12 protein-coding genes are annotated in these 18,100 nt (G+C 42.0%); 4 read left to right on the forward strand and 8 right to left on the reverse strand.

Annotated elements, in window-relative coordinates:
* The first annotated feature begins 20 nt into the window (after nt 1-20).
* The 4 genes from B4B65_RS06435 to B4B65_RS06450 all read left to right on the forward strand — a co-directional run bounded on the left by B4B65_RS06435 (nt 21) and on the right by B4B65_RS06450 (nt 7,478).
* Complete coding sequence (locus B4B65_RS06435) at nt 21-3,206, forward strand: SusC/RagA family TonB-linked outer membrane protein (protein WP_293914420.1); 3,186 nt, start codon at nt 21-23, stop codon at nt 3,204-3,206.
* Nucleotides 3,207-3,242: 36 nt separating this feature from the next.
* A complete protein-coding gene (locus B4B65_RS06440; protein WP_293914422.1) occupies nt 3,243-5,015 on the forward strand; it encodes a RagB/SusD family nutrient uptake outer membrane protein in 1,773 nt (590 codons plus the stop codon).
* Nucleotides 5,016-5,036: 21 nt separating this feature from the next.
* On the forward strand, nt 5,037-6,602 hold the full coding sequence (locus B4B65_RS06445) for a DUF5123 domain-containing protein (protein ID WP_293914424.1): 1,566 nt from the start codon (nt 5,037-5,039) through the stop codon (nt 6,600-6,602).
* Between the two features lie 93 nt (nt 6,603-6,695).
* Nucleotides 6,696-7,478, forward strand: a complete 783-nt coding sequence (locus B4B65_RS06450; protein ID WP_293914426.1) for a rhamnogalacturonan acetylesterase — start codon at nt 6,696-6,698, stop codon at nt 7,476-7,478.
* Nucleotides 7,479-7,558: 80 nt separating this feature from the next.
* On the opposite strand, the gene B4B65_RS06455 is transcribed toward B4B65_RS06450, so the two are convergent.
* The 8 genes from B4B65_RS06455 to pelA all read right to left on the reverse strand — a co-directional run bounded on the left by B4B65_RS06455 (nt 7,559) and on the right by pelA (nt 18,095).
* Nucleotides 7,559-9,178 (reverse strand): NADP-dependent glyceraldehyde-3-phosphate dehydrogenase, encoded by a 1,620-nt coding sequence (locus B4B65_RS06455; protein ID WP_293914428.1) that lies wholly within the window; start codon nt 9,176-9,178, stop codon nt 7,559-7,561.
* Nucleotides 9,179-9,262: 84 nt separating this feature from the next.
* Nucleotides 9,263-10,696 carry an MFS transporter gene (locus B4B65_RS06460; RefSeq protein ID WP_293914430.1) on the reverse strand — a complete coding sequence of 478 codons (1,434 nt, stop codon included), beginning with the start codon at nt 10,694-10,696 and terminating at the stop codon, nt 9,263-9,265.
* Between the two features lie 14 nt (nt 10,697-10,710).
* Entirely contained in the window at nt 10,711-11,376 is a 666-nt protein-coding gene (locus B4B65_RS06465) for a bifunctional 4-hydroxy-2-oxoglutarate aldolase/2-dehydro-3-deoxy-phosphogluconate aldolase (RefSeq protein WP_293914432.1), read from the reverse strand.
* Nucleotides 11,366-12,421, reverse strand: a complete 1,056-nt coding sequence (locus B4B65_RS06470; RefSeq protein ID WP_293914434.1) for a sugar kinase — start codon at nt 12,419-12,421, stop codon at nt 11,366-11,368. Before B4B65_RS06470 ends, B4B65_RS06465 begins: the two co-directional genes overlap by 11 nt.
* Nucleotides 12,422-12,427: 6 nt before the next feature.
* Entirely contained in the window at nt 12,428-13,828 is a 1,401-nt protein-coding gene (gene uxaC / locus B4B65_RS06475; protein ID WP_293914436.1) for a glucuronate isomerase, read from the reverse strand.
* Between the two features lie 59 nt (nt 13,829-13,887).
* The gene (locus B4B65_RS06480; protein ID WP_201680494.1) at nt 13,888-15,534 is read right to left on the reverse strand and encodes a UxaA family hydrolase; all 1,647 of its coding nucleotides are present in this window, start codon (nt 15,532-15,534) and stop codon (nt 13,888-13,890) included.
* Nucleotides 15,535-15,540: 6 nt separating this feature from the next.
* Nucleotides 15,541-17,052 (reverse strand): tagaturonate reductase, encoded by a 1,512-nt coding sequence (locus B4B65_RS06485; protein WP_293914438.1) that lies wholly within the window; start codon nt 17,050-17,052, stop codon nt 15,541-15,543.
* An 11-nt stretch (nt 17,053-17,063) separates the two neighbouring features.
* Nucleotides 17,064-18,095: a pectate lyase gene (pelA, locus tag B4B65_RS06490; RefSeq protein ID WP_201680492.1), complete on the reverse strand. Its 1,032-nt coding sequence runs from the start codon at nt 18,093-18,095 to the stop codon at nt 17,064-17,066.
* Between the last annotated feature and the right edge of the window lie 5 nt (nt 18,096-18,100).

Raw genomic sequence — 18,100 nt, forward strand, 5'->3', positions numbered from 1 at the left:
TTAACTCAAACTAATCACTTATGAGTAAAGTGCTTATGCTATTAACTGCTTTTTGTCTGTCGATAGGGATTTCTATTGCCCAAAACAGACAATTGCAAGGTACGATCAAGGCTGATGACTCGGGTCAAACGTTATCCGGAGTCAGTATAAAAGTTCTTGGTACCAATGTCAGTACCAGTTCTGACAGTAAGGGGAATTTTAAAATTAATGTTCCGGCTCAGGGCGGGACACTTCAATTTTCCTATGTGGGCTATACCACACAATCTGTTCCCTTCAAATCTGAATCAACCCTCAACATTTCTCTGCAGAGTGTGACTAATGCACTGGAAGAAGTGACCGTCAATGTGGGGTATGGAGTCGTCAAGAAAAAGGATCTGACCGGAGCTGTGGCTTCTGTGAGTGCAGACGTGATTTCCAAAGCTCCGGTCGCTTCAGCGTTGGAAGCTATACAGGGACGTCTTTCGGGTGTGAATATTTCCAGTACGGAAGGATCACCAGATGCTGAAATGACAGTACGTGTACGGGGTGGGGGCTCTATCACGGGAGATAACTCGCCTCTTTACATTGTGGATGGATTTCCGGTGACAACTATCGCTGATATTGCACCTTCGGATATCGAATCTATTGATGTCCTGAAAGATGCTTCTTCTACTGCAATCTATGGTTCAAGAGGTGCAAATGGTGTTATTATTGTAACGACCAAGACGAGCAAGACAGGGAAATTTTCTGTGAGTTACAATGCTTTTGGGGGTGTTCGTAACATTGCGAATACGCTGGATGTATTGCAGCCGCTGGACTATGCCAAGTGGCAGTATGAGCGTGCTTTACTAACCAAGAGTATTGATACCTATACCAAATATTTTGGCAACTGGCAGGATATAGATCTGTATGACGGAGTGGCGACGAATGACTGGCAGGATATTGTATTTGGTCGTACAGGTAATACTTTTAATCAGAATGTGAGTCTGAGTGGTGGTAGTGAGAAGACCAAGTACAGCTTTAGTCATAATTTTATCAAGGATAAGGCTATTATGGTGTCTTCAGGATATAATCGTCAGAATATCAATTTTAAGCTCAATCATAAGCTGCATAAGCGCGTAACACTGGATCTTGGTTTCCGTTTTTCGGATATGAAGATTGACGGGGGAGGTGCTAATGAGCAGAATGAAAAATCATCTGCAGATTCGCGTTTGAAAGCGGTAATGGTATATCCGGGTATCCCTGTTCAGGGCTTAACAGATTCAGAAGAGACCGATGAGGGGTTTAATTTATTTGATCCGCTGACTTTTATCGCTGACAATGATCAGCTTCAGAAGCGTCGCAGTTACAATTTAAATGGTAGTATAGGTTGGGAAATCGTAAATAATCTACGTTTTAAGACAGATTTTACCTTTGATGACGGAAATAATTCCAATGATCGTTTTTATGGCAAAACGACCTACTATGTGCGAAATACACCGGAAGATAAGAATCAAAATCTGCCGGCTGTAATCTTATCCAAGATCTCAAGACAATCTATCCGAACAGCAAATACGCTGAACTATGATTTCAAAAGCCTGCTTAATAAGGATCACAATCTGAATGTATTGCTGGGTCAGGAATATATTTTTACTAAATCCAATGCACTGACGAATACAGTTCACGGATTTCCGTCTACCTTTACTTTTGATCAAGCCCGAAAACTAACCGCTCAGGGTAAACCCTTTTCTACCGAAAATTTTTTCAACGCAAATGATATCTTATTATCTTTCTTCGGTCGTGCTAACTACGATTTTCGCGGGAAGTATCTGCTAAGTGCTACCTTCCGTGCTGATGGTTCTTCTAAATTTGGTCCGGGTAATAAGTGGGGCTATTTTCCTTCTGTTTCCGGAGCATGGAGAATCTCAGATGAGGCATTTATGGATGCATCGAAATCCTGGCTGAATGATCTGAAACTAAGACTGAGTTACGGTACCGCAGGTAATAACAACATTCCTACGGGACAGATCGATCCGACCTTTACTGTTACACCGACCTCATGGATTAACGGATACAGTAGTTTCTGGTCTACTTCTAAGATCATGTCCAATCCGGATCTGAAGTGGGAAACAACTATTACCAGAAATCTGGGATTAGACTTTAGTTTATTTAATAGCCGTGTAACAGGTACAGTAGAAGCTTATCTCAATAAAACGAAAGATCTGCTGATAGACTATCCTATTGCAGGAGTGGGATATGACAGCCAGTACCGTAATATGGGAGAAACGCAGAATAAAGGTATTGAAGTTGCTTTAAACTGGGCTGCTGTCAAATCTAAAGATTTTGATCTCAACGTATCGGCAAACATCAGTTTCAACAGAAACCGTGTTAATTCTCTGGGACTTCTGAATGCGATTAACTGGCCTTCGAGATGGGCTTCTACAGAGATCGGGTCAGATTACTGGGTACAACCGGGCGCTGCTGTCGGGCAGATGTATGGCTATAAGTCAGCCGGTCGATATGAGGTATCTGATTTTACCGGCTATGATGCTGCAAAAGGTATATGGACACTCAAAGACGGAGTCGCTACTGCTAATGATGTAATTGGGACGATCCGTCCGGGATCTATGAAACTGGAAGATCTCAATGGCGATGGTAAAATAAATGAAAACGATAAGACGATAATTGGTAATGCCAACCCTAAGCATACCGGAGGTTTCTCAATCAATACACGTTACAAGAATTTTGATCTTACCGCACTCTTCAACTGGAGTTTTGGTAATGATATCTATAATGCCAATAAGATTGAATATACACAGACCAGTAAGTATCACTCCCGTAATATGATCTCTATTATGGAAGAAGGGCAGCGCTGGACGAATCTGTTGCCTGACGGGACGATCAGTAATGATCCTGCTCAGCTTGCAGCCATGAATGCGAGTACAACGCTGTGGTCGCCACTTACCAAACAGTTTATCTTCAGTGACTGGGCTGTAGAAGATGGTTCATTCCTGCGGTTAGGCACATTGACATTAGGATACACATTTTCAAGTGATCTGCTGCAAAAAGTCAAAGTAAAGAATCTGCGTATATACGGTACAGGGTATAATCTGTTTCGTATCACAAATTACAGTGGCTTTGATCCGGAAGTATCTACCAGAAGACAATCTGCACTTACACCAGGGGTAGACTATTCTGCTTATCCTAAGAGTCGCTTGTATGTGGTAGGAGTAAATCTGAGCTTCTAAGGATTGACATCAATTAATGATCAAAAATATTTAGAAATGAAAAAGACATTTTATAAAATAGCATTAGCAGCAGTATTAGGGACTTCTCTGGTCTCTTGTAATAAACTTCTGGATGCACCTGTACAGTCTGCGATGGATGAGTCTGTTATTTTCTCTTCGCCTGTACTGGCGGAGGGTGCTGTGGCAGGAATCTTACAGTCATTCGGAGAGACAAATTCATATCGTGGACGTTACCTTGTTTATTATGGTATTAATACCGATAATGAGGTGGGAAATTCACTGAAAAATACGACTGATGAAAAAAGTTTGTTAGCCAATTATCAGACGAATGCAAATAATACGCAGATGAATACGGACAATAATGCCTGGGCTAAATTTTACGAGGCTATTGAACGTGCTAATCTGGCTATCCGCGGATTACGTACATATGGAAATATTGAGAATAATGCACAATTGGCTCAGATTCTTGGGGAAGTGCTGGTCTTGCGTGCTGTGGTTTACAACGATCTTGTAAAAGGATGGGGTGATGTGCCAGCGCGATTTGAACCCCTGACGTCTGCTAATACGTATGTTCCGAGAAGTGACCGGGATGTTATTTACAAACAAATACTGGCCGACCTCAAAGAAGCCGAAAATTATCTTCCATGGCCTAACGGGAACACAAAGACTCAGTCTGTGGAGAAAGTTAACAAGGCTTTTGCAAAAGGATTGCGGGCGCGTATAGCGCTTGCTGCAGGTGGGTATGCACAGCATGCAGATGGAGTGCGCCTGAGCCGTGATCCGGATCTGGAGCGTACAAAGATGTATCAGATCGCTAAAGAAGAATGCCTGGATGTAATCAATAGCGGTTCATTGCGACTTTTAGGGTTTGAGGAAGTGTTCAGGACGCTATGTCAGGAAACGAATCTGGCAGGTAAAGAGTCAATGTGGGAAATACCGTTTTCAGAAGGCCGCGGGCGTGTATTGTTTGATCTGGGTGTCAAACATACGACTACAGATAAGTATACTATGCAGAATAAAGGCGGTACAAATGGTCCGAATCCGATTATGTGGTATGAGTATGATAAGGATGATGTAAGACGTGCTGTATCTGTAGTACCTTATGAGTGGACCAATGGTAAACAGGTGCCTACAAATCTGAATAAGTGGTACTTTGGAAAATATCGTTATGAATGGATGAAGCGGGTAGTAACGTCTACTAATGATGACGGGCTCAACTGGATGTATATGCGTTATTCAGATGTGGTTCTTATGGCTGCAGAAGCTGTAAATGAGTTGGATGGTCCGCAGGCTGCTGCTACATATCTCAAAATGATCCGGGATCGTGCATTCCCGACACATCCGGAAAAAGTAACGGCATATATGTCTGCTGTAACAGTGAGTAAAGAAGCCTTTTTTAATGCTATTGTTGACGAACGTTCCTTAGAATTTACAGGAGAGATGCTGAGAAAGGGAGACCTGATCCGCTGGAATCTGCTCTCTTCCAAGCTTAATGAAGCCAAACAAAAACTGCAACTACTGGAAAATCGTCAGGGCAAATATGCAAGCTATCCTAAAAATGTATATTATAAGACATTGGCAGATGGTGAATCTGTCGGTATCTATGGCCTGGAAGCAGGAGAAACAGATGCAATAGGCGCTACATACGGGACTTCTAAAACGTGGAAGCTGGCTGCAGACAATGATCAGGTAGCTTATTGGGATGCCATGTTCCTACGCGACCCGAATATGCAGCAATTCTGGCCTATATGGCAGTTCTTTATTGAGGCGAGTAACGGACAACTGACAAATAGTGGTTACAATTTCTAACTGTTTTAAAGATTAGATATTATGAAAGTACATTTAAAAAAATACGCTATATACGGAGTTTTAGGGATTTCCCTCTCTTTATCGGGTTGTTCCAAAGATTCTCTGGAAGTGATCAAAACCCTGGACACAGATCAATCTTTTTCACCGGTAGGATTAACAGCTATTCTGGATGGTAAGACATCTATTGTATTGACCTGGACAAAAGCAATCAATGCAGAAGCCTATACGGTTGAGTTGTCTGAAAGTGCAACTTTCGAAGGAACTCCTTTTAAGACCATTGATAATATTAAAATCGGCGAATTGCCATACACTATCTCCGGTCTGTCCGGAGATACGGAATATTATATTCGTGTTAAAGGTACTATGACTGGCAAGGAAGATTCAAAGTGGGTGTCAACAATATTAAAGACTGCTTCAGAACAGATCTTTAATCCGGTGGATCTGGCCACTATTACAGCTAAATCTGTGGTATTGAGCTGGCCTGCAGCTGCCGCAGTTACCAGTATTAGTCTTTCTCCCGGCAATATTCAGCGGACCCTTACAGCGGATGAGATAGCAAAAGGTTCGGCATTGATTGAAGGCCTGATTCCGGAGACGAGCTATAGTGCGATATTGCTGAATGGAACAAAAACAAGAGGCACAGCGATCTTTAAAACAGGGATAGATATAGGAGATGCTATTCTGGTGACTTCCGTGGCAGAATTAACAGCTGGAATTGCATCTGCCAAGGGAGGAGAAACTTTTGCTCTGACAGGAGGTAATTATGATTTTGTAGGAGCTACAGGTGTGTCACTGGCATTATCCAAGCCTGTTGCAATTGTGGCTGCACGCGTATCGGAAAAGCCGGTGTTGAACAACGTAGGTTTTAGCTTGTCAGCAGGGGCGGCTTTGAAATTTCAAAATGTAATTGTTGATGGTGGGAATAATCTGAATAATGCAATCACTGTAGGTAACGGTGTGTACGGAGAGATCATTATCGAAGGCAGTGAAATACGAAACTATAAAGCGGGCATCATTATTATGAATACCTCAGGAACTTCATCCAGTACTGTTGCAGCACTGAAGATGAATAACAATATCTTCCGCAATTATGGAAACAGCGGAGAGTTTATTGATTTCCGTACCGGATTTCCATTAAGTATCTCTTTTACTAATAATACAGTTTATGGGGTTGCTGACCGAGAATTTATTCGTATAGATGCGGCAGGTACTAATGTATATCCGGCTGGTGGAGTTAGTATTTCGGTAAGTAATAATACATTGGTCGGACTGGCCAATGCATCCAGCAGAAGGTTTTTCTATGTACGTATTCCGGCGGCAAATCACAGTATTTCATTTACTAAGAATATAGTTACAGGTACAGTAGGTTTATTAGCCAATCAATCACAGACTAATATTACGACATTGAGTGGAAATAACTATTTCAATGCTACGAGTCTGCAAGTTACCTCATCGGGGACTGTTAAAGTAGATGCCAATGGAACAAGCCTGGATCCGGGCTTTGCAAATGCTGCAAACGGTGATTTTACAATCAGTAACAATACACTTAAGGGAAATGGGGTAGGAGATCCGCGCTGGATTAAATAGAGATTCCATATTTTAAATTTTAAAGGAGTATTCAGTATATCGAATATTCCTTTATCTGTTTATTGCTTAAAGAAAAGATTAGTATCTGTTAATATGAATTATTGTAAACTAAAAAAAGGATTATCGGTCATTTTTCTGACCGCTGTGATCATCGGTTTGTATGCTTTTTCCAAGAAGGAACCTGCTACACTTTACATTATCGGAGATTCTACAGCTGCAAATAAGACGGCTAAAACTTACCCTGAAACCGGATGGGGGATGAAGCTGCAGGAACTGTTTAATGAGCAGGAGGTGATTGTTGATAACAGAGCTTTGAACGGGCGTAGCACGGCTTCCTTTAAGCATGATTATAATACAAAATCTCATACAGTGGTCAATCACTGGAGACTGGTATTGGAAAAGATAAAACCCGGAGATTATGTGTTTATCGAATTCGGGCACAATGATGAAAAAATTCATAAACCTACTGTAGGTACTTCTCTGGAAAAGTTTAAGGCCAACCTTACAGAGTATGTGGAAGAGACGCGTCAGAAAGGAGCTATTCCGGTACTGTTGACTCCTATAGAACGCCGAAACTGGATAAATGGCAAGCTGGTTGAAACGCATGGCGGTTACCCTGATGCAACCCGTGCGGTGGCAAAACAGTTAAATGTGCCTCTAATTGATATTCAAATTAAAACAAATAGCTTACTTTCCCGTTTAGGAGAGGAAGGATCTGTTTCCTTATTTAATCATCTGCCTCCGGGCCATGAGAATTACCCGAAGGGTATTCAGGACAATACGCACTTATCACCCAAAGGAGCAGAGCAACTTGCGAAGCTGGTAGTTGATGGCATACGGGAATTAAATCTTACGCTTGCAACTGCACTTCGGTAGTAAATTTCTGCTTTTATAAACAAAAAATGAGCCTCGTCTACAATCGTAAACGAGGCTCTGATTTTTAAAACAATTAAATATTAGAAGATATACTTCGTGCTTAGGAAATTAGACTCATTTTCGCTTACAATTTCATTGAATAGCTTTTTGTTGCTATCGGTGAATTTGGTGGCTACTAATGAACGGATAGAGAAGGAGCGAAGTGCATCGACTACCGACAACGTTCCTTCGGCACTGTCTTTTCGTCCTGTGAACGGAAAGACGTCCGGGCCGCGCTGACACTGGCAGTTGATATTGACACGACTCACCTGATTGACCAAGGGATCTATAAGAGATGACACAACAGAGGCATTGTTGCTGAATATGGAAACCTGTTGGCCATGTGGGGAGCCGATCAGATATTCTATAGGCTCTTCCAGATCATCGAAAGGCACCACAGGAATAATAGGACCGAACTGTTCTTCTCGATACAGCTTCATGGCATGATTTACCGGATATACAATCGCCGGATATACAAATGATTCCAGGGTCTCTCCTCCGTGTTCATTGACAACTTTGGCTCCATTGGCTATCGCATCTGCAATACAGGACTCCAGATAAGCCGGTTTACCAACTTCCGGCAGAGGAGTAAGTGCAACCCCTTTTTCCCATGGCATACCGTATTTTAATTTGGATACTTCTGCAGATAATCTTTTCAGGAATTCCTGTGCAAGGCTACGATGTACATATACGATCTTAATCGCTGTACAACGCTGACCGTTGAAGGACAGAGAACCTAATAAAGTCTCGGATACCGCAAGATCCAGATCAGCATCTTTGGTGATGATAGCCGCATTCTTGGCATCAAGTCCGAGAATAGCCCGGAGACGGTTTACTTTTGGATGCAGCTTTTTCAGTTCGTCCGCTACACGGCTGGATCCTATGAGTGTCAGTACATTAATTTTACCGGACTGCATTAGCCCGGGAACAATATTATTACCACGTCCATAGATGGTATTGACTACTCCTTTAGGAAAACTGGATCGGAATGCTTCCAATAAAGGATAGTGTAAAAGTGTACCATGCTTAGGCGGTTTGAAGAGTAGCGTATTACCCATAATGAGTGCAGGAATCAGCGTCGTGAAGGTTTCATTCAACGGGTAGTTGAATGGTCCCATACAAAGTACCACTCCCAGTGGTGAACGACGTATCTGCGCGATAATCCCCTGTTCGATCGTGAAACCTGATGATTGGCGATCTATATCTTTTAACGCATCTATCGTAGCATAGATATATTCTACCGTGCGGTCAAATTCTTTTACGGAATCGGTGTACGATTTACCGATTTCCCACATGATCAGTTTGACGACGATATCTTTCTGTTCGATCATCTTATGTGTAAAGTTTTCTACACAGGTGATCCGGTCAGCAACACTCATTGTCGGCCATTGACCTCTGCCGTTGTCATATGCGGCTACAGCAGCATCCAGGGCTTCCTGAGATTCTTTTTCCGTACATACGGGAAAACTGCCAATACGCTTTCGCTGCAAGCCATCTTTGGTCTTGACACAGATGGGTGAAAAGACTTCATTGACAGGGCCATTCCAGGCTTTCATCTCTCCGTTGGAGAGATATTCACGTTGGTCAATCTGCTCTTGCAGTGCATACTCGTCAGGAATATCTTCCTCCTGAAGGAATATGTCTTCTAGGTTTAAGGACATAATATTTAAAGGTTGATTAATATATTTTTATTTATATGGGGTATTCGTCATATGGAAATTAATGGTGTGAAATACTCTTTATTTTTAGAAATTTACGATTTTCATTTTAGGAACCAAAGCCTTCATCACTATCCATGCAATAAGATAGGCTATGGCACAAAAAGAAAATATTATAAAATATCCTGCTTCAGCACCCTGAAAGCCCAGAAATTGCATATGTGTTTGTTCTGCATGATCAAATAACCATCCTGAAATCTTGTTGATAAAAAATGATCCTATTCCTCCGGCGAGTCCTCCTATCCCGGTAATGGTAGCAATGGCTGCTTTAGGAAACATATCGCCGACTGTAGAAAAAATATTAGCCGACCAGGATTGATGTGCGGCACCGCCTATCCCTACAAGAATCACAGGGAACCAATAAGAGAAATGTCCTAATGGCTGAGCAAATAAAACCAATAATGGGAAGAAGGCGAAAATGAGCATAGCCTTCATACGCCCTTCGTATGGGTTCATGCCTTTTTTCTCCACTAATACTGTAGGAAGGTATCCGCCATAGATAGATAATAAGGTAATGGCATAGAGTATGAAGATCGCTAATTGCCCTTCTCCATCAGAGGATTTGATATTATAAACTTCACTGAGATAGGCTGGCATCCAGAATAAATAGAACCACCATACACCGTCTGTCATAAATTTGCCAAAGGCAAAAGCCCAGGTCTGCTTGTGTCTGAAGCAATCTTTAAAAGATACTTTCTTCACTTCCACTACACCAGCAGCAGTATCAGCAAGTGTGTCCTGCTGAATATAGGCCAGTTCTGCAGCATTTACTTTAGGGTGTACTTCGGGTTTTTTATAGATAAATGACCAGAAACCCATCCATACAAAACCAGAAGCTCCGATAATAATAAATGACATTTCCCATCCCCATTTTGCAGCGATAACAGGTATTGTAATCGGAGCTGCCAATGCTCCAATAGTAGCACCGGCATTAAAGATGCTGGTGGATAAAGCTCTGTCTTTTTTCGGAAAATATTCTGCAGTCGCTTTAATCGCTGCGGGGAAGTTTCCGGCTTCGCCTACCGCAAGTAAGAAACGGGCAAAGATAAACAGGGTTACACTGACATTAATGATCAGACCAACATCGTTTATTTTTGAAATAGCTTCTTTTGCCCCATGAAACCCGACAAACCATTCTCCTGCTACTATTCCAGAAGTCGCAATACCACAGAAAGCATGTAGTATGGCTCCGAAAGACCAGATCCCAATGGCCCATAAAAAACCTTTTTTTGTGTCCATCCAATCTACAAACCGTCCTGCAAACAACATACTGACGGCATAGAAAATAGAAAATAAAGCGGTAATAGTTCCGTAGTCGTTATTGGTCCAGTGAAATTCCGGAGCTATAAAGTCTTTCCAGGTTAATGAAAGCACTTGTCTGTCTAAGTAATTGATCGTCGTAGCAAAAAACAACAGGATACATATTGTCCAGCGAAACTTGCCTGCTTTTATTTGGTTCATAATGGTTGTTAGGTTTAATATTTACTTTCTTGTACCAGCTTCAGCGCTAATACCGTTTTATCATATAATTCATTGTACAATCCTTTTTCCATGACTTCCTGGCTGATCAGTTTGCTCCCCATGCCTACGGCACATACCCCTGATTTAAACCATTTACGAAGGTTGTCAGCTTGTAGTTCAACACCTCCGGTAGGCATGAATAATTGCCCGCGGAACAGATCCTTAATCGAAGAAATAAATTCCGGACCCAGTATGTTGGCCGGAAATATTTTAATAAGAGCTGCCTGATGCTGTTGTGCAAGACTAATCTCTGTAGGTGTCATACATCCCGGAATCCATAACAGTTCATTTTTCTGTGCTATAGCTGCTACTTCCGGATTGATGGTAGGGGCGACCAGGAAATCTGCTCCTGCAGTCACAAAATCTTCCGCCTGCCTTGCAGTGGTGATTGTGCCGATTCCTACGTATAATCCCGGAAGCTCCTGATCCCGGATAGCGATCAGTTTTTTGAAATTACTTAAGGCGAAATCTCCTCTGTTTGTATATTCAAATACACGTATTCCGGCTTTGTACAGTACACGCACCAATGCTATGGTGCCTTCTTCGCTGTCCTGATAAAACAGGGGAAGCATACCTTGCTGAAGAATAGCATCCAGTACTACTTGTCTTTTATTGCTCATTTTCTGTTTTCATTTTTAGTACATCCTTCACACTGCTGGTCGTTGCATCACTAGGGATAAAAAGTTTGTCATAGGCTGCTGCTGTTGCAAAAGATAATGTTTCTTTAGCAGGTAGCTGATGGTAAAATCCATAGATAAGGCCAGCCATAAAACAATCTCCGCTTCCTACTTTATCCAATATCTGAATAGAAATATATTCATTGGATACGGTCAGTTCTCCTTGTGTAAAGAGTGTAGTATAATACCGTATGCCTTGTCCATAATCGAATCTGAAGGTATTGGCTACAGCTTTACAATTGGGATATGCAGCGATGATCTCTTTTGATGTTTCTGTTGCCTGTTCCAGAAGTATATCTCTTTCATATTCTGTACTTCCAGTCAACGAATCATGAAGTGCTGTACCCAGCATTTTATTTGCAGCCCAAATATTTCCCATTATAAGTGTGCAATAGGGAGCCAGTTCCGGTAATATTTCCAAAGGTTCTTTTCCATATTTCCACAGTTTACTTCGGTAATTCAGATCTAAGGAAACGGTAATTCCTTTTTCTGAAGCTGCTTTTACTGCCTGAAGACATATATCGGCAATGTCCTGACTGATAGCCGGGCAAATAGCACTGAAATGGAACCAGGAAACGCCGTCAAAAGCGCTATTCCAGTCAATATCACCGGGTTTTAATTCTGCATAAGAAGAATTGGCTCTGTCATATACTACACTCGCATTTTTAAGGTCTTTTCCCTTCGGAAGATAATATATACCAAAGCGATCACCTGAGAATAGTACCGGGTCCATATCTACACCTATACCGGATACAGAATTGACAATATCATGTGCTATCGCATGATCGGGTACAGCTGTTAGATAAGAAGACGGAACATCCCACAGGGCCAGGGCAGTAGCCACATTCAATTCTGCACCTCCGATGTAAAACGGAAGTTTGTTTTCGGCCAGCCACATTCCATTTCCATCCGGACAGATACGTAACAGAAGTTCGCCAAAACTTAATACCTTACCTTTTCCTGCTCCACGAAAATCTTGATCAATCATGCCGGATTAGAACTTAAAGTAGTTTTTGGCATTGAAATAAGAAATATCAGCGATAATCTTTCCGATTTCTTCCATATCATTTGGCAATTCTCCGTTTTCTACATCCTGTCCAAAAAGATCACACAGCAATCTTCTGAAATATTCATGACGCGGAAAGGACAGGAAGCTGCGCGAATCTGTCAGCATCCCTACAAGACGACTCAACAGTCCCATATTGGAAAGGGCATTCATTTGTTTGGTCATACCATCTTTCTGATCCAGAAACCACCAGGCTGATCCAAACTGGATCTTACCGGCTACAGACCCGTCATTGAAATTGCCGATCATAGTAGCGATCAGCTCATTATCAGCAGGATTGAGGTTATAGATAATAGTTTTCGCTAATTTATCGTGTGTATCCAGCTTGTTTAAAAATTTGGATAAGGCTCTTGCCTGACTAAAATCACCAATAGAATCCCATCCGGTATCCGGACCGAGTATGCTGAGCATACGGCTGTTATTATTACGCAGTGCTCCCAGATGATACTGCTGTACCCAGCCTTTTTCATGATCCCATTCCGCAAAATAGATCAGCATAGCCGATTTGAATTTCAGATTTTCCTGACAGGAGATGGTCTGGCGGGATCTGATCTTAGCGAAGATGTCTGCGATCTCCTGTTCTGTATAGTCTTCTGCATAGATTTGCTCCAGTCCATGATCAGAAACAGAGCATCCATTTTCAGCGAAGAAATCATGACGTTTTTTCAAGGCATCCAGATAGTCCTGTAGGGTGGATATGGAAAGGTCAGATACAGATTCCAGTTTATTGATATATGCATTCAGCGCCTCTATGTCATCACTATTCATCGCTTTATCAGGACGAAATGCGGGTAACATTTTGAAAGACTCTTTCTCAGCGGCGAATTGTTGGTGATAGTTTAAGCTGTCAGTCGGATCGTCTGTTGTACAGACGACTTCTACATTCATTTTCTTCAATAATCCTCTTACCGAGTATTCCGGTGTCTGTAATTTGGCAGCAGTCTCTGCATAGATTTTATCTGCTGTCTTTGATGATAGCAGATCCGTAATGTCGAAATATCTTTGCAATTCCAGATGCGTCCAGTGATACAGCGGATTGCGCATGGTCGAAGGAACTGTTTCGGCCCATTTTCTGAATTTCTCTTCATCAGACGCATTTCCGGTTATATATTTTTCATTGACACCGTTGGTACGCATAGCACGCCACTTGTAGTGGTCTCCGTTTAGCCATACCTGGCTGATATTTTCGAAAGACGCATTATTGGCAATCTGTTCAGGTATCAGGTGATTATGATAATCAATGATAGGTTGATTCTTAGCAAAATTATGATATAAGTCTTGAGCGGTCTTTGAATGTAAAAGAAAGTTTTGATCTAGAAAGCTTTTCATTTTGAGTAAGTTGTAATACTTTTTATGTTTTAATATTTGTTGTTCTGTATCTGGAGAAATTAAAGGCTTACTCCTCTTTTCCATGGGATAAAATCGTCCTGATTAAGCAGTACAGCTTTAGGGATAATCTCACCACTTGCTGCTTTGATACAGTACTCCAGAATGTCTTCTCCCATTTGTGCTATTGTCTTTTCACCTTCTATTATAGGACCTGTGTTTATATCTATAATGTCTCCCATTCGAGCTGTAAGTGCATTATTTGTTGCGACTTTTATTACAGGGCATACAGGATTACCTGTAGGTGTACCCAATCCTGTGGTAAACAGAATTAACGTTGCTCCTGAACCCGCTTTACCAGTAGTGGCTTCTACATCATTGCCTGGTGTACAGACCAGATTCAGTCCCGGTTTTGTGGCCGGTTCGGTGTAATCCAATACATCTACAACAGGAGAATTTCCTCCCTTTTTTGCTGCTCCTGTACTTTTTATGGCATCTGTAATAAGGCCGTCTTTTATATTACCGGGTGAGGGGTTCATATGGAATCCGGAACCCGCATTTTCCGCAGCATTGCTGTACGCTGTCATGAGCTGTATAAATTTGCGGGCGGCCGATTCATCAATAGTTCTGTCTATCAGATTCTGCTCTGCACCACACAGTTCCGGAAATTCGGCTAACAGTACTGTACCCCCAAGTGTGACGAGAAGATCTGAGGTATATCCTACTGCAGGATTGGCACTGATGCCACTGAACCCGTCACTGCCACCACATTTGACACCTAACACCAATTTACTTACCGGTGCCGGCTGACGTTCTGTTTCATTAACTTCAGTGAGTCCGACAAATGTCTTTTGGATAGCTTCCTTGATCAGTTGTTCTTCACTTTGAGATTGCTGTTGTTCGAAGATGAACATCGGTTTGTCAAAGTGCGGATTACGGTTTTTGAGATCTTCTAAAAAATCCTTCACCTGCAGATTCTGGCATCCAAGACTGAGGATGGTCACACCTGCTACATTAGGATGGTCTGCGTATGCTGCCAATAATTTGCTGAGTACAGCTGCATCCTGACGTGTCCCTCCACACCCTCCCTGATGATTCAAAAACTTGATTCCGTCTACATTTTTGAAGAGACGTCCGGCCTTGCTTTGACTGGCTGCCAAAGACAATTCGTCTGCAGCAGACAGGTCTGCGCCATTTTTGTAGGCTTCTACCAGATGACGTGTATAGGTCTTGTATTTATCTGTGACAGCATAGCCAAGTTCATTGTGAAGGGCTTCGCGGATGACATCCAGATTACGATTTTCACAGAATACAGTAGGGATGAATAACCAGTAGTTCGCAGTCCCTACACGACCATCCGGACGCACATAACCATTGAATGTACGACCTTCAAACTTAGACACGTCTGGTGCATGCCATTCGTAATGGTAGGGGCGATATTCATACGGTTCGGAAGCGTGTTTGGTATTTTCAGTATCCATTAATCCGCCTTTACCGATATGGTGCTGAGCTTTTCCAACCAATACGCCATACATCATTATGGGATCTCCTGCATTCATTTCCTGCATAAAGAATTTATGTTTGGCAGGAATATCATCGAGTAAAGTGTAATTTTCTCCATCATAAATAATAGTCTCTCCCTTGACTAAATTTTGTAAAGCCACTAATACATTATCATTGGGATGGATTTTTAAAATTCTGGTTACCATGTTTTATTATATTGTTTTTTCAGCCTGTAAAGATTCGATTGCCGATTTTGCACCGCTGTTTTTTAATGTATTCAATTGTTTGCTTACACTTGCGGCAAAGCCCGGTAAATTGTTCAGGTTAGCACCCCATAGATTTGGATCTGCCAGGACTTTTTCTACCAGTGTTTCCGGATCGTTCCAATAGCTTGCCAGCAGGGGAGCATGTTCATCCTGTAGTATATACTTCTTTTCTCCTACAGTTGTACAGTAGCCATCGCTTGTGCTTTTACTGTTCATAAAAAGCAGATAAGCAGCAAAACCTAAAGCCATGTGTTGCGGTACATGTTCATATTTTTGATACCATTTTTCAAACAGCTCCCGGTTTCGCATCTCCATTTTTGAGGTATAGTTCATGGCTATGGACTGCCATTTATGTTCGAGTGAAGGGTTGCTAAAGCGATCTATAACACTATTCGCAAATGAAGCCGTATCCTCACGGCTAATACTGTTACTCAGGATTGCTGCAGATATTTCGTCTTCCATCAGTGCCTTGACATAAGCTGTGAAAGCCTCATCCTGCATTGCCTCTTTAACGGTTTCAAAACCCGCTAATATGGCCAGGGCGCAGCTTAAAGTATGCGTGCCATTCAGTAAGCGTAGCTTCAGTTCTTTGAATTTGCTGATCGATGGGACGATAAATATCCCTTTGTCTGCTTGCGCAAAGGAAAGTATTTCTGCAACTCGGGGATGTTGAGATTCTATAGCCCAGAGTCGGAAGGGTTCTGCCATGATAGTCAGCTCATCTGTATATCCGAATTGCTGTTCCAATATCTCTTGCTCTTCCTGCGGAAGTTTTCCGGGTACAATTCGGTCAACCAGTGTATTGCAGAAATGATTATTTTCTTTTAGCCAGTTGATAAATGTTTCTTCCAGATTATTTTGTACAGCCAGATCAAATACGATCTGTTGCAGTTTGGTTGCGTTATCACTTATTAATTCGGCAGGTACGATCACCATTCCGCTCTCAGGAGAGCCGCCAAAAGCGTTGAATCTTTCATACAGAAATGCAAGCAGTTTGCCGGGATAAGAGGATGGTGGCATATCTGTTACTTTATCTTCACTCATCACAATCCCGACTTCAGTCGTATTGGAGAAAACGACCTGCATCTCGGGGCTATGCGCAGCTTTCAAAATTTCTTTCCAATCGTTTGCTGCAGAAAGTACGCGGCTGATGGATGAGTTAATAATATTCTCGTGTATTTTATTGCCTTCTTCTATTCCACGTATAGCTAATGTATACAGACCATCCTGTGTGGAAAATGCATCGACGTCACCCTGACTGGTAGATTTGACGACAAGAATCCTTCCATTGAAGATACCCTGACGATTGGCGTTGTCAATAAAATAATCCGGCAGTCCGCGTAACAATACACCTGTTCCGAACTGCAATACTTTTTCAGGAATATCGAGAAGATTGGCCGACGGTTTTACCAGTTCGGTATGCTGTATATGTTCTAAATTTCTTTTGTTGAGTATCATTGTATTTTCTTTTATTCTTCTATCTTATTTTTCTTTAACCACTTTTGATAATCTTTTTGAACAAAATTCAGCGGCCATACGCCATACCATGCGTAGCCATTACGCCGTTCTTCACTGACTTCAGACAAGTTGTATTTGATGGAATTATCCCTGTCTCCGAAGATGGGACGATTATCTTTCAGGTCATAAAAACGTGCCCATACCACAGCATCCGGATCTTTTACAAGCTGGCGGGTAGGTTTATTTGTTGCAGGATCTTTCGTGAAATCAAAACGATAACCCTCAATATCGTTTGATTCAAACCATTTCTTGGCAGATTTGACGGCCTGGATTACTTCTGCAGAAGGCTGTTCAAAGCGCATTAGAAATTTGACAACTCCCATAGATTCGCTGCTGCTCAGCGATGCCGGTTCAAAGTTGCGTGCTTTGGCCGGTTGGAGCGTATTCTGATCATATTGTGCCGCCCAGATGGTGAGCGTTCCGTTCTGTCTGACCTGTGTTTTCAGAATACAGTCTAATCCGCGTTTTACAGCATCTTGAGCCCGTTTGCTAAGACCGGAACGTACCACTTCATACCCTTCAAGTTTGTTCGATACATTGTAAAGAATATCCAGTGCATTTATCATCGCATTATCGTTGTACGTGATTTCACCCCTGTAAAGAGAGGCATTGGGATAATACTGCGGAAATCCACCGTTTGGATACTGCATTTTCAACAGATACTCTATACCTCTTTCTACCGCTTTCAGATAATTGGGATTTTTAGTTTTGTGGTAAGCCTGTATCAGATATTCAATTTCACGTGATGTAGCTTTATTATCTATAGTTGCATACTGATCCGTAGTCTTGCGAATCTTATCGGCCAGAGATTTATCTATCGGTTTAGAATAATCTACTGTGGATTTGTCAGCGAGCTGTTTAGACCATGCTCCTACAGGCAACTGATAACGCAGCATTTTATCTGCCAGACTATCCGTCTGGGTCTGTGCATGGACAATGCCGGCACTTATCAGTATAAACAGTATTCCTAAAGTCTTTTTCATACGTC

This window comes from Sphingobacterium sp. UBA5789 (genome assembly GCF_002418355.1).
Classification (GTDB): domain Bacteria; phylum Bacteroidota; class Bacteroidia; order Sphingobacteriales; family Sphingobacteriaceae; genus Sphingobacterium.

Coding starts and splice junctions, on each gene's coding strand:
- B4B65_RS06435 (WP_293914420.1), top strand. CDS start 21: ATGAGTAAAGTGCTTATGCTATTAACTGCTTTTTGTCTGTCGATAGGG.
- B4B65_RS06440 (WP_293914422.1), top strand. CDS start 3,243: ATGAAAAAGACATTTTATAAAATAGCATTAGCAGCAGTATTAGGGACT.
- B4B65_RS06445 (WP_293914424.1), top strand. CDS start 5,037: ATGAAAGTACATTTAAAAAAATACGCTATATACGGAGTTTTAGGGATT.
- B4B65_RS06450 (WP_293914426.1), top strand. CDS start 6,696: ATGAATTATTGTAAACTAAAAAAAGGATTATCGGTCATTTTTCTGACC.
- B4B65_RS06455 (WP_293914428.1), bottom strand. CDS start 9,178: ATGTCCTTAAACCTAGAAGACATATTCCTTCAGGAGGAAGATATTCCT.
- B4B65_RS06460 (WP_293914430.1), bottom strand. CDS start 10,696: ATGAACCAAATAAAAGCAGGCAAGTTTCGCTGGACAATATGTATCCTG.
- B4B65_RS06465 (WP_293914432.1), bottom strand. CDS start 11,376: ATGAGCAATAAAAGACAAGTAGTACTGGATGCTATTCTTCAGCAAGGT.
- B4B65_RS06470 (WP_293914434.1), bottom strand. CDS start 12,421: ATGATTGATCAAGATTTTCGTGGAGCAGGAAAAGGTAAGGTATTAAGT.
- uxaC (WP_293914436.1), bottom strand. CDS start 13,828: ATGAAAAGCTTTCTAGATCAAAACTTTCTTTTACATTCAAAGACCGCT.
- B4B65_RS06480 (WP_201680494.1), bottom strand. CDS start 15,534: ATGGTAACCAGAATTTTAAAAATCCATCCCAATGATAATGTATTAGTG.
- B4B65_RS06485 (WP_293914438.1), bottom strand. CDS start 17,052: ATGATACTCAACAAAAGAAATTTAGAACATATACAGCATACCGAACTG.
- pelA (WP_201680492.1), bottom strand. CDS start 18,095: ATGAAAAAGACTTTAGGAATACTGTTTATACTGATAAGTGCCGGCATT.